Annotated in this window: 11 protein-coding genes; 7 read left to right on the top strand and 4 right to left on the bottom strand. The window is 70.0% G+C overall.

Features of this window, described 5'->3' with window-relative positions; genetic code table 11:
* The 4 genes from tuf to rpsL form a co-directional block, all read right to left on the bottom strand.
* On the bottom strand, positions 1-903 hold a 903-nt coding region (gene tuf, locus AABN02_RS18185; protein WP_338416319.1), incomplete at its 3' end, for an elongation factor Tu.
* A 162-nt stretch (positions 904-1,065) separates the two neighbouring features.
* Positions 1,066-3,168, bottom strand: coding sequence for an elongation factor G (gene fusA / locus AABN02_RS18180; protein WP_338416318.1), 2,103 nt, complete (start codon positions 3,166-3,168; stop codon positions 1,066-1,068).
* Positions 3,169-3,272: 104 nt separating this feature from the next.
* Positions 3,273-3,743, bottom strand: coding sequence for a 30S ribosomal protein S7 (rpsG, locus tag AABN02_RS18175; RefSeq protein ID WP_179633900.1), 471 nt, complete (start codon positions 3,741-3,743; stop codon positions 3,273-3,275).
* Between the two features lie 180 nt (positions 3,744-3,923).
* Complete coding sequence (gene rpsL, locus AABN02_RS18170; RefSeq protein ID WP_179633901.1) at positions 3,924-4,310, bottom strand: 30S ribosomal protein S12; 387 nt, start codon at positions 4,308-4,310, stop codon at positions 3,924-3,926.
* 210 nt (positions 4,311-4,520) lie between these two features.
* Between rpsL and AABN02_RS18165 the strand changes: the two genes are divergently transcribed.
* The 7 genes from AABN02_RS18165 to AABN02_RS18135 all read left to right on the top strand — a co-directional run bounded on the left by AABN02_RS18165 (position 4,521) and on the right by AABN02_RS18135 (position 14,562).
* The gene (locus AABN02_RS18165) at positions 4,521-5,459 is read left to right on the top strand and encodes a LysR substrate-binding domain-containing protein (protein WP_338416317.1); all 939 of its coding nucleotides are present in this window, start codon (positions 4,521-4,523) and stop codon (positions 5,457-5,459) included.
* Between the two features lie 90 nt (positions 5,460-5,549).
* On the top strand, positions 5,550-6,701 hold the full coding sequence (locus AABN02_RS18160) for an alpha-hydroxy acid oxidase (RefSeq protein WP_338416316.1): 1,152 nt from the start codon (positions 5,550-5,552) through the stop codon (positions 6,699-6,701).
* Positions 6,702-6,803: 102 nt separating this feature from the next.
* The gene (locus tag AABN02_RS18155) at positions 6,804-7,982 is read left to right on the top strand and encodes an alpha-hydroxy acid oxidase (RefSeq protein ID WP_338416315.1); all 1,179 of its coding nucleotides are present in this window, start codon (positions 6,804-6,806) and stop codon (positions 7,980-7,982) included.
* A 111-nt stretch (positions 7,983-8,093) separates the two neighbouring features.
* The gene (locus AABN02_RS18150; protein WP_338416314.1) at positions 8,094-9,515 is read left to right on the top strand and encodes an HlyD family efflux transporter periplasmic adaptor subunit; all 1,422 of its coding nucleotides are present in this window, start codon (positions 8,094-8,096) and stop codon (positions 9,513-9,515) included.
* Positions 9,515-11,668, top strand: a complete 2,154-nt coding sequence (locus AABN02_RS18145) for a biotin/lipoyl-binding protein (protein WP_338416313.1) — start codon at positions 9,515-9,517, stop codon at positions 11,666-11,668. Before AABN02_RS18150 ends, AABN02_RS18145 begins: the two co-directional genes overlap by 1 nt.
* A 690-nt stretch (positions 11,669-12,358) precedes the next feature.
* Positions 12,359-13,633 carry a hypothetical protein gene (locus AABN02_RS18140; protein ID WP_338416324.1) on the top strand — a complete coding sequence of 425 codons (1,275 nt, stop codon included), beginning with the start codon at positions 12,359-12,361 and terminating at the stop codon, positions 13,631-13,633.
* Positions 13,594-14,562: an efflux RND transporter periplasmic adaptor subunit gene (locus AABN02_RS18135; protein WP_338416312.1), complete on the top strand. Its 969-nt coding sequence runs from the start codon at positions 13,594-13,596 to the stop codon at positions 14,560-14,562. Before AABN02_RS18140 ends, AABN02_RS18135 begins: the two co-directional genes overlap by 40 nt.
* Positions 14,563-14,571: the final 9 nt, after the last annotated feature.

Raw genomic sequence — 14,571 nt, 5'->3', positions numbered from 1 at the left:
GATGCTGCCCGGCTTGCACAGCACTTGGCCGCGCTGCACGTCTTCGCGCTTGGTGCCGCGCAGCAGGATGCCGACGTTGTCGCCCGCTTGACCCTGGTCCAGCAGCTTGCGGAACATTTCCACGCCGGTGCAGGTGGTCAGCTGCGTGTCCTTCAGGCCCACGACTTCGATCGCCTCGCCGACCTTGACGATGCCACGCTCGATACGGCCGGTCACCACGGTGCCGCGACCCGAGATCGAGAACACGTCTTCCACGGGCATCAGGAAGGCACCGTCCACCAGGCGCTTCGGCTCGGGGATGTAGGTGTCCAGCGCATCCGCCAGCTTCATGATGGCTTGCTCGCCCAGCGGGCCGGTGTCGCCTTCGAGGGCCAGCTTGGCCGAACCCTTGATGATCGGGGTGTCGTCGCCGGGGAAGTCGTACTTGGACAGCAGCTCGCGCACTTCCATCTCGACCAGTTCCAGCAGCTCTTCGTCGTCCACCATGTCGGCCTTGTTCAGGAAGACGATGATGTAGGGCACGCCCACCTGACGCGACAGCAGGATGTGCTCGCGGGTCTGGGGCATCGGGCCGTCAGCGGCCGAGCACACCAGGATCGCGCCGTCCATCTGGGCAGCACCGGTGATCATGTTCTTGACGTAGTCGGCGTGTCCCGGGCAGTCGACGTGCGCGTAGTGACGGTTCTCCGTCTCGTACTCGACGTGCGCGGTGTTGATGGTGATGCCGCGGGCCTTTTCTTCCGGTGCCGCGTCGATCTGGTCATACGCCTTGGCGGTGCCGCCAAACTTCTTCGACAGCACGGTCGTGATCGCCGCCGTCAGCGTCGTCTTGCCGTGGTCCACGTGACCGATGGTGCCGACGTTGACGTGCGGCTTGCTGCGGACAAACTTTTCTTTAGACATTTTCAGATCTCCAGATCACAAAGAACATGGCCGGTGGCCGGTTTAACGTCTCGCGGGAACCTGCGGTTCCGTTCACCACCGGCAGTGAACGGCAGGCTCGCCGAAGACAACAAATTGGGGCTGGGACTGTCACCCGGCCAGCGGGTGACAGCGGGCAGCATCTTACTTCGAACGCGCCGTGATGATCTGCTCGGCGACGTTGCGCGGAGCTTCAGCGTAGTGCTTGAACTCCATCGTGTACGTGGCGCGACCTTGCGACATCGAACGCAGCGTGGTCGAGTAGCCGAACATTTCCGACAGCGGCACTTCGGCCTTGATGGTCTTGCCACCGCCAGGGATGTCGTCCATGCCCTGGACCATGCCGCGGCGGCTGGACAGATCGCCCATCACCGAGCCGGCGTAGTCTTCCGGGGTCTCGACTTCGACGGCCATCATCGGCTCCAGGATCACCGGCTTGGCCTTGCGGCAGCCGTCCTTGAAACCGATCGAGGCGGCCATCTTGAACGCGTTTTCGTTCGAGTCCACGTCGTGGTACGAACCGAAGGTCAGCGTCACCTTGACGTCGACCACCGGGAAGCCGGCCAGCACGCCGTTCGGCAGCGTGTCGATCAGGCCCTTTTCCACCGCGGGGATGAACTCGCGCGGCACCACGCCGCCCTTGATGGCGTCGACGAACTCGAAGCCCTTGCCCGGCTCCTGCGGCTCGATGGTCAGCACGACGTGGCCGTACTGGCCCTTGCCGCCCGACTGGCGCACGAACTTGCCTTCGACTTCGGTGACCTTGTCGCGGATCGTTTCGCGGTAAGCCACCTGCGGCTTGCCGACGTTGGCTTCCACGCCGAATTCGCGCTTCATGCGGTCGACGATGATTTCCAGGTGCAGCTCGCCCATGCCGGAAATGATGGTCTGGCCCGATTCTTCGTCGGTGCGCACGCGGAACGAGGGATCTTCTGCAGCCAGACGGCCCAGCGCGATGCCCATCTTTTCCTGGTCGGCCTTGGTCTTCGGCTCGACAGCCTGCGAGATCACCGGCTCCGGGAACACCATCTTTTCCAGCGTGATGATCGCGTCCGGATCGCACAGGGTTTCGCCCGTGGTCACGAACTTCAGGCCCACGCAGGCGGCGATGTCACCGGCCAGAATTTCCTTGATTTCTTCGCGCTGGTTGGCGTGCATCTGCAGGATGCGGCCGATGCGTTCCTTCTTGCCCTTGATGGGGTTGAAGACGGAAGCGCCGGACTGCAGCACGCCCGAGTACACGCGCACGAAGGTCAGCTGGCCGACGAACGGGTCGGTCATCAGCTTGAATGCCAGCGCAGCGAACTTCTCGGTGTCGTCGGCCCGGCGGCTGGTTGGCTCGTCGTCTTCGTCCATGCCCTGGACCGGCGGGATGTCGATCGGCGACGGCATGAAGTCGATGAGCGCGTCGAGCATGCGCTGCACGCCCTTGTTCTTGAACGCGCTGCCGCACAGCATCGGCTGGATTTCGCAGGCGATGGTGCGCGTGCGCAGGGCCAGCTTGATCTCGTCTTCGGTGAGGTCACCGGTTTCGAGATACTTGTTCATCAGCTCTTCGGTCGCCTCGGCGGCAGCTTCGACCATCTTCTCGCGCCATTCGGCAGCGACAGAGACCAGATCAGCCGGGATTTCCGCGTAGTCGAACTTCATGCCCTGGGAGGCTTCGTCCCAGAAGATGGCCTTCATCTTCAGCAGGTCGACCACGCCCTTGAAGCCTTCTTCTGCACCGATCGGCACCACGACGGGCACCGGGTTCGCGCGCAGACGCGTCTTCATCTGCTCGACGACCTTGAAGAAGTTGGCACCGGTACGGTCCATCTTGTTCACGAACGCGAGGCGGGGAACCTTGTACTTGTTGGCCTGGCGCCAGACGGTTTCCGACTGGGGCTGCACGCCACCCACGGCGCAGTACACCATGCAGGCACCGTCGAGCACGCGCATCGAACGTTCGACTTCGATGGTGAAGTCCACGTGTCCGGGGGTGTCGATGATGTTGATGCGGTGTTCCGGCAGGGAACGGTCCATGCCCTTCCAGAAGCAGGTCGTGGCAGCCGACGTGATGGTGATGCCGCGTTCCTGTTCCTGCTCCATCCAGTCCATCGTGGCCGCGCCATCGTGGACTTCACCGATCTTGTGGTTCACGCCCGTGTAGAACAGGATCCGCTCGGTGGTGGTGGTTTTGCCGGCGTCGATGTGGGCCGAGATACCGATGTTGCGGTACCGCTCGATGGGGGTCTGGCGAGCCATGGTGTCACTCCAAATGCAAAGACTGCCCCAGACGGTCGATCGGACCGAAGAGGGCAGTCAGGGGGTTCAAGGTCGGATGGACCGGATCAGTCTTGGTTTCTGAATCAGAAACGGAAGTGCGAGAACGCCTTGTTGGCTTCAGCCATGCGGTGCACTTCGTCGCGCTTCTTCATCGCGCCGCCACGGCCTTCGCTGGCTTCGAGCAGTTCGTTGCACAGACGCTGTGCCATCGACTTCTCGCTGCGCTTGCGGGCGGATTCCTTCAGCCAACGCATGGCCAGGGCCATCCGGCGGACAGGGCGAACTTCCACGGGAACTTGGTAGTTCGCACCGCCGACACGGCGGGACTTGACTTCGACCATCGGCTTGACGTTGTTCAGCGCGGTCATGAAGATTTCGAGCGGCTCCTTGCCGGCCTTCTTCTCCACCTGCTCCAGCGCACCATAGATGATGCGCTCGGCGACGGCCTTCTTGCCCGATTCCATGACGACGTTCATGAACTTGGACAGATCGACGGATCCGAACTTCGGATCAGGCAGGATCTCGCGCTTGGGTACTTCGCGGCGACGTGGCATTTCAATTCCTTTCGAGGCTTCAGTTGGCTACCGGTGCCCGAGTCATTCGGGACATGTTGGCGGCCTTGGATGTCACTCACAGCCTGGACATCCACTTACTCCCGACAGCCTGGCCTTGACCATACGGCTGAACGGTGACGAAGTGACGACCGGATCCGGTACGTCAAATCACGGACAGGCTTATTTGGCCTTGGTGTTCTTCGGACGCTTCGCGCCGTACTTGGAACGCGATTGCTTGCGGTCCTTGACGCCCTGCAGGTCGAGGGAGCCGCGCACGATGTGGTAACGCACACCCGGCAGATCCTTCACACGACCGCCGCGCACGAGCACGACCGAGTGTTCCTGGAGGTTGTGGCCTTCACCGCCGATGTACGAGATGACCTCGAAACCGTTGGTCAGGCGCACCTTGGCGACCTTCCGCAGAGCCGAGTTCGGCTTCTTGGGGGTCGTGGTGTAGACGCGGGTGCAGACACCGCGGCGCTGCGGGCAATTCTGCATCGCAGGCGACTTGGACTTCGTGACTTCGACCTCACGGCCGTGGCGCACGAGCTGGTTGATGGTGGGCATGGGTAACTTGTTCCCGTTTGAAGTTACGATGGTTCCCGGTCGTTCCGATGACCACTTCGCATGGCGATTTGCCAATGCCGAGCGCTCGGAAATTTCCGAAAAGCCTTCGATTGTACGCGTCTTCGCGCAATGGGGGCAATGCGGAGTGACATCGGGCGCGATCGGGTGCGACAGCGGCGCGACACCGGGGGCTTCCGCTAGAGTCCGGGCATGCCCTTTCCTGCCGCTCCCGCCGATCCTTCCGATGTCCGGTTTCCTTCGATCGAGGGCCTGCGTGCGTTCGAGGCGGTGGCACGGCTGGGCTCCTGCGAGCGTGCGGCCGATGAACTGTCCGTCACGGCCAGCGCCATCTCCAAGCGGGTGGCCACACTCGAAGATCTGCTCGGCACGCCGCTGTTCAGCCGCAGCCTGCGCGCCCTGTCGCTGACCGCCGCCGGCCGCGAGTACCTGGAGCAGGTGCGCATCGCCCTGGGCTTGCTGGCCGCCGTGCCGCTGCACCGCCGGCAGGCACAGCGTGTGCAGCGCCTGCGCGTGAGTTCGCCACCGACGTTCGCGCGCCAGATCCTCGTGCCGGCGCTGGCCGACTACACCGCCGCCCACCCCGAGGTCGAACTGGAGATCGTGCTGTCGATTCCCTACATCGACGGCGGGCAGGCCGATGCCGACGTCGAGATCCGCAACGGCGACGCTGCCGCGGCCGGGGTCGATCCACTGATGGACGACGTGCTGGTGCCGCTGGCCTCGCCGGGGCTGCTGGCGCGGCTGGCGCCGATCACCGTGCCGGCCGATCTCGCGCAGGCGCCGCTGCTGCGCACGCCGCTGGAGCCGTGGACGCCATGGTTCCGCGCCGCCGGGCTGGACTGGCACGAGCCGACGCAAGGCCCGCGCCTGGTCGACCTCGGCCTGACGCTGGAGGCCGCCGTCTGCGGACAGGGTGTCGCGCTGGCCAGGCCTTCGCTGGCGCGCCACTGGCTGCGCAGCGGGGCGCTGGTGCCGCTGTTCCAGATCACGGCCCGGCCGGCGCATCTCTATTACGCCGTGGCCCACAGCGCGCACGAGCCAGCCTTCGGCTTCATCGACTGGCTGGCGGCGGTGGCCACCGATCTGGCCGACGAGGCGACGCAGGAACTTCTTTCCCGTCCAGCCTGACGAAGCTTCCGCGCACGCGGGGCGGGGCGGGCCTACGATCTGCTGCACCAAGACCGAGCCAGACCGAGCCAGACCGAGGAGACCGCCACCATGACCGTCATCACCTGCATCGAAGACCTGCGCCAGCTGGCCGAGCGTCGCGTGCCCCGCATGTTCTACGACTACGCCGACTCCGGCTCCTGGACCGAGGGCACCTACCGCGACAACGAACAGGCTTTCCAGCGCATCAAGCTGCGCCAGCGCGTGGCGGTCAACATGGAGAACCGCAGCACCGCGGTGAAGATGGTCGGCATCGACGCGAAGATGCCGGTGGCGATCGCGCCGGTGGGCCTGACCGGGATGCAGCACGCCGACGGCGAGATCCACGCCGCGCGCGCCGCCGAGAAGTTCGGCATCCCCTTCACGCTGTCCACCATGAGCATCTGCTCGATCGAGGACATCGCCCAGAACACCACCGCGCCGTTCTGGTTCCAGCTCTACATGATGCGCGACCGCGAGGCCATGGTCCGCATGATCGAGCGCGCCCGTGCCGCGAAGTGCAGCGCGCTGGTGCTCACGCTGGACCTGCAGGTCATCGGCCAGCGCCACAAGGACCTCAAGAACGGCCTCACCGCCCCGCCGCGCCCGACGCTCAAGAACATCGTCAACCTGATGACCAAGCCGCGCTGGTGCCTGGGGATGGCCGGCACGAAGCGCCACACCTTCCGCAACCTCGTCGGCCATGTGAAGGGCGTCAGCGACATGCGTTCGCTGTCGGCGTGGACCAACGAGCAGTTCGACCCGCGGCTGTCGTGGGCGGACGTGGCCTGGGTCAAGGAACGCTGGGGCGGCAAGCTGATCCTGAAGGGGATCCAGGACGTCGAGGACGCGCAGCTCGCGGTGGCCAGCGGCGCCGACGCCATCGTGGTCAGCAACCACGGCGGGCGGCAGCTCGACGGCGCGCTGGCCAGCATCGAGGCGCTGCCGGCCATCGTCGAGGCGGTGGGCTCGCGGATCGAGGTCTGGATGGACGGCGGCATCCGCAGCGGCCAGGATGTGCTCAAGGCCTGGGCCCTGGGCGCGCGCGGCACGATGATCGGCCGCGCCATGGTCTACGGCCTCGGCGCGATGGGCGAGGCGGGCGTCACCAAGGCGCTGCAGATCCTGCACAAGGAGCTCGACGTGACGATGGCGTTCACCGGCCACACCCAACTCACGCAGGTGGACCGCAGCATCCTTGTCACCGGTACGATTCCGCGGTAACTATTGGTTTCTGCGGGCTCTGCCCCACGGAGGGCTGAGCACTGGCTGAACGCCTCGGTAGCATCGACCGCAGTCGATCCTTCCCCGTCCCGTTTGCCCTGTGTGAGTCTGTCCGTGCCGTTTGCCACCTCCATCGAAGACCTCCGCAGCCAGGCGCAGCGCCGCATCCCGCGCATGTTCTACGACTACGTGGACGCGGGCTCCTGGACCGAGGGCACCTACCGCGCCAACACCGAGCGCCTGCGCGACATCCGGCTCTGCCAGCGCGTGGCCGTCAACCTGGATGGCCGCCATGTGCGCTCGACGATGCTGGGCCAGCCGGTGGCGATGCCGGTGGCGCTCGGGCCGGCGGGGCTGGCGGGGATGATGCATCCGGACGGCGAGATCCACGCCGCCCGCGCTGCCGAGGCCTTCGGCGTGCCCTTCGCGCTGTCGACGATGAGCATCTGCTCGATCGAGGACGTGGCCGCGGCGACCACGAAACCCTTCTGGTTCCAGCTTTACCTGCTGCGCGACCGCGGCTTCTCGGCCAGCCTGATCGAGCGGGCCAAGGCCGCGCGCTGCTCGGCGCTGATCCTTACGCTGGACGCACCCGTGCTGGGCCGCCGCTACAAGGACGTGCGCAACGGCCTGAGCACATCGCCGCAGTGGTACCGGCCGCGGGTGCTGATGGACTTCGTGCGCCACCCGCGCTGGTGCATGGACATGCTGAAGACGAACCGGCGTGTCTTCGGCAACATCGTCGGCCATGCGCCCGGCGCAGACGACATCGCGAAGATGTCGGACTGGAAACACCTCGAAGTCGACTCCAGCCTCACCTGGGACGACATCGAGTGGGTGCGCCGGCAGTGGGGCGGGCCGCTGATCCTCAAGGGCCTGATGGACCCGGCCGACGCCCGCCGCGCGGCGCAGATGGGGGTGGCGGCCATCGTCGTCTCCAACCACGGCGGCCGGCAGCTCGACGGCACCCCGACCACGATCGATGCGCTGCCCCGCATGGTCGACGCGGTGCAGGCGGTGCCGGGGGCCTCGACCGAGGTCTGGATGGACAGCGGCATCCGCAGCGGGCAGGACGTGCTCAAGGCGCTGGCCCTTGGGGCGCAGGCGACGCTGATCGGCCGGGCCTACCTCTACGGCCTCGCCGCGCAGGGGCAGGCCGGCGTCACCCGCTGCCTGGAGATCCTGTCGGAGGACCTGGAGCTGTCGATGGCCCTGTGCGGCCATGTGCGCGTGGGCACGCTGGACCGCAGCGTGCTGGTCGCCGAGACCTGCCCGACCTGACCCACCGTCCCCGCCGCGCCACCAACAGCGCAGCGAAACCCGGTGTTCTCCAGCGCTGACCCCGGCGGCATCCCCGCCAGACTCACAGGCATCCTGCCCTGAGTCTGTCCGATGCACGCCCTGACCCGTCCCGCTGCTCTTGCCCGTTCCGCGCCGCCCGCCGCCGCGCTGGACACGGGTCTGCCTGCCGCTGGCCGCACCGCGCTGGCGTTGCAGGCGGCGCTGCTGGGCTGTTCGAATTTCGATGAAGGTGCGCGGGTTGCCGTGCGCGAACTGGCGCTGCGCCTCGGCTTCGAGCGGGTCTCGATGGCGCTGGCGCGAGAGAGCACCTTGCAGCTCGTGGCGGTGTCCGATGGCTCGGCCACCGACGCGGCCACACCCGTGCGGTCCGCCTTGCTCGCGGCGCTGGGCGAGACCTTCGACCAGCAGGCCGGCGTCGTCTGGCCGGAGCCGCGGGGCCACACCGGCGTGCCACGCATCACGCGGGCGCACCGGGTGCTGGCGCCGTCGCGTGGGGATTCGGTGGCTGGCGTGCCGCTGGTGGTGCAGGGCGCCTTGCTGGGCGCGCTGTGCTGCGAGCGCCGTGGCGGTGTGCCGGTCGATCCGGATGAACTGGCGACGCTGGAACAGCTGGCCACTTGCATCGCGCCGGTGCTGGCGCTGCTGCGCGACCGCGAGCGGCCGTGGTACCAGCGTCTGCAGGCGGTTGCAACGACCCGCGTGGCGCCGTGGCGCCGCATGTCTCTGATGGGCGCCGCGGTGCTGGCGCTGCTCGTCCTAGTCTGGCCGGCCGACGTGCACCTGGGTGGACAGGCCCGGCTCGAAGGCGCCGTGCAGCGCGTGCTGGCCGTGCCGGCGGACGGTTTCGTGCAGCAGGTCCACGCCCGTCCCGGCGACAGCGTGCGCGCCGGGCAGGTGCTGGTGGAACTGGCCGACCAGGATCTGCAACTCGAACGCCAGCGCTGGCAAAGCCAGCTCGCGCAGCACCAGGACGCCTGGGCCACTGCCAACGCCCGCGCCGACCGCGCCCAGCTGGTGCAGAACCAGAGCCGCATCGACGAGGCGCAGGCCCAGCTCGATCTGGTCGAGGCCCGCCTGCAGCGCGGCCGGCTGGTCGCACCTTTCGACGGCCTCGTCGTGCAGGGCGACCTCAGCCAGCAGCTCGGCGCGCCGGTGCACCAGGGCGACGCGCTGATGACGCTGGCGCCGGGCGACCGCTTCCGCGTCATCGTCGAGGTGGACGAGCGCGACATCGCGCAGGTCCGCATCGGCCAGACCGGCACGCTGGCGCTGACGGCGCTGCCCTGGCAGACGCTGCCGCTGCGGGTGGCGCGCATCAGCCCGGTGGCGAAGGCGGTGGAGGGCCGCAATGTGTTCGAGGTCGAAGCCGCCTTGCCGGAACGCCCCGCCGACCTGCGCCCCGGTCTGCAGGGCCACGCGCAGATCGACGCCGGCCGCGCCGCCAACGGCTGGCGCTGGACCCGCCGGCTGGTGGAATCGGCCCGGCTGGCACTGTGGGCGTGGTGGGGCTGATGGACGCGCCGCTGCACAGCGCGCAGTGGTTCCGCGTGGCCGGGCTGCGGCCGCGGCTGGACGAACAGGCCGCCGTGCAGCGCATGGCCGTGCGCGGCGCGGTCTGGCAGGTGCTGACCCGGCCGGACGGCACGCGCAGCGTGCGCCTGAACGCCACCGCCTGGGCGACGATCGGCCGCTGCGACGGCCGCCACACCCTGCAGCGCCTGTGGGAGATGACGCTGGCCGAGCTGCGCGACGACGCGCCGACGCAGGACGAGCTGCTCGGCCTGCTGGCACGCCTGCACCGCGCCGGCCTGATGAGCTTTGACCGGCAGCCCGACTTCGGCGCGCCGTCGCCGGACGCTGCCACCGACCGCACCACCGCCGATGCGGAGGCACCACGGCAGTCGCTGCTGGCGTGGCGCATCCCCTTCGGTTGTCCGGACGTGGCGTTCGGCTGGCTGGCCGCGCGTCTGCGCTGGCTGTTCACGCCCGCTGCACTGCTGCTGTGGCTGCTGGGCGTGGGCGCGGCGCTGGTTGCCGCCTGGCCGCATGCCGCCGAACTGTCGGCGCAACTGCGCGACTACATGGGCACGCCCCGCGGACTCGCCTGGGCGTGGCTGGCCTACCCGGTGATGAAGGTGCTGCACGAAGTGGGGCACGGTGTGGCGGTCCGGCACTGGGGCGCGCGTGTGCCGCAGTGGGGCGTGACGCTGCTGATGGGCACGCCGGTACCGTATGTGGACGCGTCGGCCACCGCCGCGCTGCCGAGCCGCCGCCAGCGGGCGGTGGTGGCGGCGGCCGGCATCCTGGTCGAGCTGGCGCTGGTGGCGCTGGCCCTCGGCGTGGCGCTGGTGGTGCAGCCGGGCGCGCTGCGCGATCTGACACTGGTGGTGGTGGCCATCGGCGGGCTGTCGTCGCTGCTGGTGAATGCCAATCCGCTGATGCGCTTCGACGGCTACCACCTGCTGTGCGATCTGGCGGACCTGCCGAATCTGGCGCTGCGCAGCGCGTCGCACTGGCTGCACGCCCTGCGCACCCGCGTGCTGCGCATGCCGGGCGAGGCGCCGGTCGTTGCGCTGCCGGGAGAGACGCCGTGGCTGTGGGCCTACGCGCCGGCGGCGCTGGTGATGCGCTGGAGCGTGGCGCTGGGCATGGGCTGGTGGCTCGCCTCGGTGTCCTCGGTGCTGGGCGCGTTGGCGGCGCTGTACTTTGGCTGGACGCTCGTCGGGCAACCGCTGCGGGCGCTGGCGCGCTGGCTGACGGGCTGGTCGCTGGCGCCGGCCGAGCGGCGGCGGGCCGGGTGGTCGATCGCGGCGCTGGCGCTGGGCGTGCTGGTGCCGGCGCTGGCCGTGCCGCTGCCGGACGCCGCGCTGGCGCAAGGCGTGCTGTGGCCGCCGGAGGATGCGCTGGTCCGCACGCAGACCGCCGGGTTTGTCGACACGGTGCTGGTCACCGAAGGCCAGGCGGTGCAGCGCGGCGACCCGCTGCTGCGTCTGGCCGCCCCCACGCTGCTGGCCGAGCGCGAACGCCTCGCCGGCCGCATCGAGGCGCTGCAGGCCGACCGGTTCCAGGCGCTGCGGCAGGACAAGGCGCAGCTCGCGGCGGTCGACCACGCGCTGCAGGCCGCCGAGGCCGAACTGGCGCAGACCGAAGAACAGATCGCCGGCCTCACCGTGCGCGCACAGGCCGGCGGCCGGGTGCACCTGAGCGGCGTGGACGATCTGCCCGGCCGCTGGCTGGTGCGTGGCGCGCTGCTCGGGCATGTCGACACCGGCGAACCCGGCCGGGTGCGCGTGGTCGTCGCGCAGGCGGATGCGGCCGTCATCACCGCCCACCGCGGCCCGGTCGACGTCTGGCTGATCGGCTCCGCCGCGCCGCCGATGCGCGGGGCGCTGGTCGGCACACCGTCCGGTGGTGGCGCACCGCTGCCGAGCGCGGCGCTGGGCGAGCGCCACGGCGGCGGCATCGCCACCGATCCGGCCGATCCGCAGGGGCTGAAACCCGCGCAGCCCGTGCTGCAGGCCGATGTGCGGCTGGAGCAGGCCACTGGCGAGCGCATCGGCGCCCGCGCCTGGGTGCGCTTCGAGCAGGGCCGCGCCCCGCTGGCGTGGCAGGCCGCACGGGCCTTGCAGCAGCAACTGCTGCACCACCTCTCCCCGCAGCCATGACGCCCACCGCGCTCCTGCCCCGGCCCGGGCCGCTGCTCGGGGCCTATCCGCTGCGTGGCCCGTCGCCACCGGCCGCGTGGTCCGGCTGGTGGAGCCGTGCTCCCGCGCCAGCACCTGTGAACCGGGTGGCGGCGATCCGGGCCCAGCAGGCGCGCTGGGCAGCGCTGAGCGAGCTGGAGTTTCGCGCCCACCTGCGCCGCCTGCGCGCCCGGCTGGCGCGCGACGGCTTCGGCGGCGCGCAGCGGGTGCGCGCGCTGGGCTGCGTGGCGGCGGCGGCGCAGCGGGCGCTGGGCCGCAATCCCTACGACACCCAACTGCTCTGCGCCGAGGCCTTGCTCGACGACCACCTCGCCGAGATGGCCACCGGCGAGGGCAAGACGCTGGCCGCCGCGCTGGCCGCCGCGGTGGCCGCGCTCGCCGGCGTCCCCGTGCACGTGATGACCGCCAACGACTACCTCGCCGCCCGCGACGCCGCGCAGCTCGGCCTGCTCTACGGCGTGCTCGGGCTGCGCACCGGCGTCGTGCTCGGCAGCACCGCGCCGGAGGCCCGCCGCGCCGCCTACGCCTGCGACCTGACCTACGCCACCGCCCGCGAGATCGCCTTCGACCACCTGCGCGACCGCGTCCACCTCCAGGCGCAGGGCAGCGAGCTGCAGCGCTGCGCCGCCCGGCTGGCGGGCGGGCGAGGCGCTGCCACCGCTGCTGCTGCGCGGGCTGTGCATGGCCATCGTCGACGAGGCCGACAGCCTGATGATCGACGAGGCGACGATGCCGCTGGTGCTCGCCGAGACGCAGGACGACCCGACCCACCGCGCCGCCTGCTTCCAGGCGCTGATGCTGGCGCGCCGCCTGACCCCGGGCGAGGACCTGCACCTGGACGCCGAGCAGCTCGCCGTCCACTGGACCGAGGCCGGCGCCGAGCGGCTGGAGCAACTCGCCGACAGCCTCGGCGGCGCCTGGCTGAACCGCCGGCACCGGCAGGACCTGGTTGGCGCCGCGCTCGTGGCGCTGCACGGGCTGGAGCCGGACCGCCACTACCTCGTGCGCGAGGGCCGGGTCGAACTGCTCGACGCCGTGACCGGCCGCGCCGCGCCGGGCCGCGTCTGGGCCCGCGGGCTGCAGACGCTGGTCGAGCTGAAGGAGGGCTGCCCCGTGACACCGCCCACCCGCACCAGCGCGCAGACCAGCTACCAGCGCTTCTTCCTCGGCTACCTGCGGCTGTCGGGCATCAGCGGCACGCTGGCCGAGTGCCGGGCGGAGCTGCGCGCGGTCTACGGCCGGCAGATCGTCGCGGTGCCGCTGCGGCGGCCGGGGCTGCGGCAACTGGCGCCGCCGCGGCTGTTCGCGACCGGGCAGGCGCGGGCCGAGGCGATTCCCGCGCGGGTGCAGGCGCTGGTCGCGCAGGGCCGGCCCGTGCTGGTGGGCGTCGACACCGTGGCCGAGGCGCAGGCGCTGTCCGCGCGCCTGAACGCGGCGGGCATCGACCACCAGGTGCTCGACGCGCGCCACGACGCCGACGAGGCCGCCGTCGTCGCGATGGCCGGACAAGCTGGCACCGTGACGGTGGCGACCCGCATGGCCGGGCGTGGCACCGACATCGAACTCGGCGCCGGGGTGGCCGCGCGCGGCGGGTTGCACGTGCTCTGTTGCCAGGACAACGCTTCGGCGCGGCTGGACCGGCAGTTCATCGGCCGCGCCGCGCGCCAGGGCGATCCGGGCAGCGCAGAGGTCTGGCATGCGCTGGATGTCTCGATCTGGCAAAGCGGCGGGGCTTCAGTCGGCTGGCTGCAGTGCCGACAACAGGATGCGCAGGGCGTGCTGTCGGTGCCTGCCACGGTGGTGCTGGCCTGGAGCCGGCGCCTGCAGCGGGCGCACCAGGCGCAGGAGATGCAGCGGCGACGCCGCTTGTTGGAGCAGGACAGGACATGGCAGACACGACTAGCTTTCACACACCTGCACGCCTGAGCGTGCGGGCACGCACCGCCGTGCGGGCCGCGGCCGTGCTGCTGGCGCTGGCGCTGCCCGGCCGGATCTTCGCGGCGGCCCCGCCGACCGGTTCGGTGACGCTGCCGGTGTCGCCGGCGGCTTCCGCGCCGGCGCCCGCCACGCCCCGCGCGGCCAAGCCCACGCTCGGCTGTCTGATCAGCCCGGAGCGGGTGGCCGACATCGGCTCGCCGGTGGTGGGCGTGGTGTCGGAGATCTCGGTGGACAACGGCACCATCGTGCAGGCCGGACAGCCGCTGGTGGTGCTGCGCTCGGACGTCGAGCAAGCCGGGCTGCACGCCGCGCAGGCCCGCAGCGCCATCGAGGCTGACGTCCACGCGGCCAAGGCCAATCTGATGCTCGCCCACCAGCGACACGCGCGTGCGATCGAGCTGCTGAGCGAGGGCTTCGTCTCCGCACAGGCGGTGGAGCAGGCCCGCGCCGAGCGTGACGTGGCCGACCAGAAGCTGCAGCAGGCCCGCGGCCAGCAGGAGGTCAGCCAGCAGGAGCTGCGCGTCGTGCAGGCCCAGCTCGGCCAGCGCACCGTGCGCAGCCCCTTCCGCGGCGTGGTGGTCGAGCGCTTCGTCAATGCCGGCGAGCGCGTCGAGGACAAGCCGCTGCTGCGGCTGGCGATGCTCGATCCGCTGCGGGTCGAGATCGTGATGCCGGCCGGCCGCTGGGGCAGCGTCGCGGTCAACAACACGCTGTCGGTGGTGCCGGAGCTGCCCGGCGCGGTGTCGATGCCGGCGAAGGTCACCCACGTCGACAAGATCATCGACGCGGCCAGCAACACCTTCCGCGTGCGCCTGTCGCTGCCGAACCCGGGCAACCGCCTGCCGGCCGGGGCGCGCTGCAAGGTGGACGAGCCGGGCTTGTCGGCCACTTCGCTGTCCACACGCGGCAGTCTCTGAGCGTCCGGA

Source organism: uncultured Sphaerotilus sp., from assembly GCF_963924895.1.
Lineage (GTDB): Bacteria > Pseudomonadota > Gammaproteobacteria > Burkholderiales > Burkholderiaceae_C > Sphaerotilus.
This window is presented reverse-complemented; position numbering and strand designations above follow the sequence as displayed.

Coding starts and splice junctions, on each gene's coding strand:
- fusA (WP_338416318.1), bottom strand. CDS start 3,168: ATGGCTCGCCAGACCCCCATCGAGCGGTACCGCAACATCGGTATCTCG.
- rpsG (WP_179633900.1), bottom strand. CDS start 3,743: ATGCCACGTCGCCGCGAAGTACCCAAGCGCGAGATCCTGCCTGATCCG.
- rpsL (WP_179633901.1), bottom strand. CDS start 4,310: ATGCCCACCATCAACCAGCTCGTGCGCCACGGCCGTGAGGTCGAAGTC.
- AABN02_RS18165 (WP_338416317.1), top strand. CDS start 4,521: ATGCCCTTTCCTGCCGCTCCCGCCGATCCTTCCGATGTCCGGTTTCCT.
- AABN02_RS18160 (WP_338416316.1), top strand. CDS start 5,550: ATGACCGTCATCACCTGCATCGAAGACCTGCGCCAGCTGGCCGAGCGT.
- AABN02_RS18150 (WP_338416314.1), top strand. CDS start 8,094: ATGCACGCCCTGACCCGTCCCGCTGCTCTTGCCCGTTCCGCGCCGCCC.
- AABN02_RS18145 (WP_338416313.1), top strand. CDS start 9,515: ATGGACGCGCCGCTGCACAGCGCGCAGTGGTTCCGCGTGGCCGGGCTG.
- AABN02_RS18135 (WP_338416312.1), top strand. CDS start 13,594: ATGGCAGACACGACTAGCTTTCACACACCTGCACGCCTGAGCGTGCGG.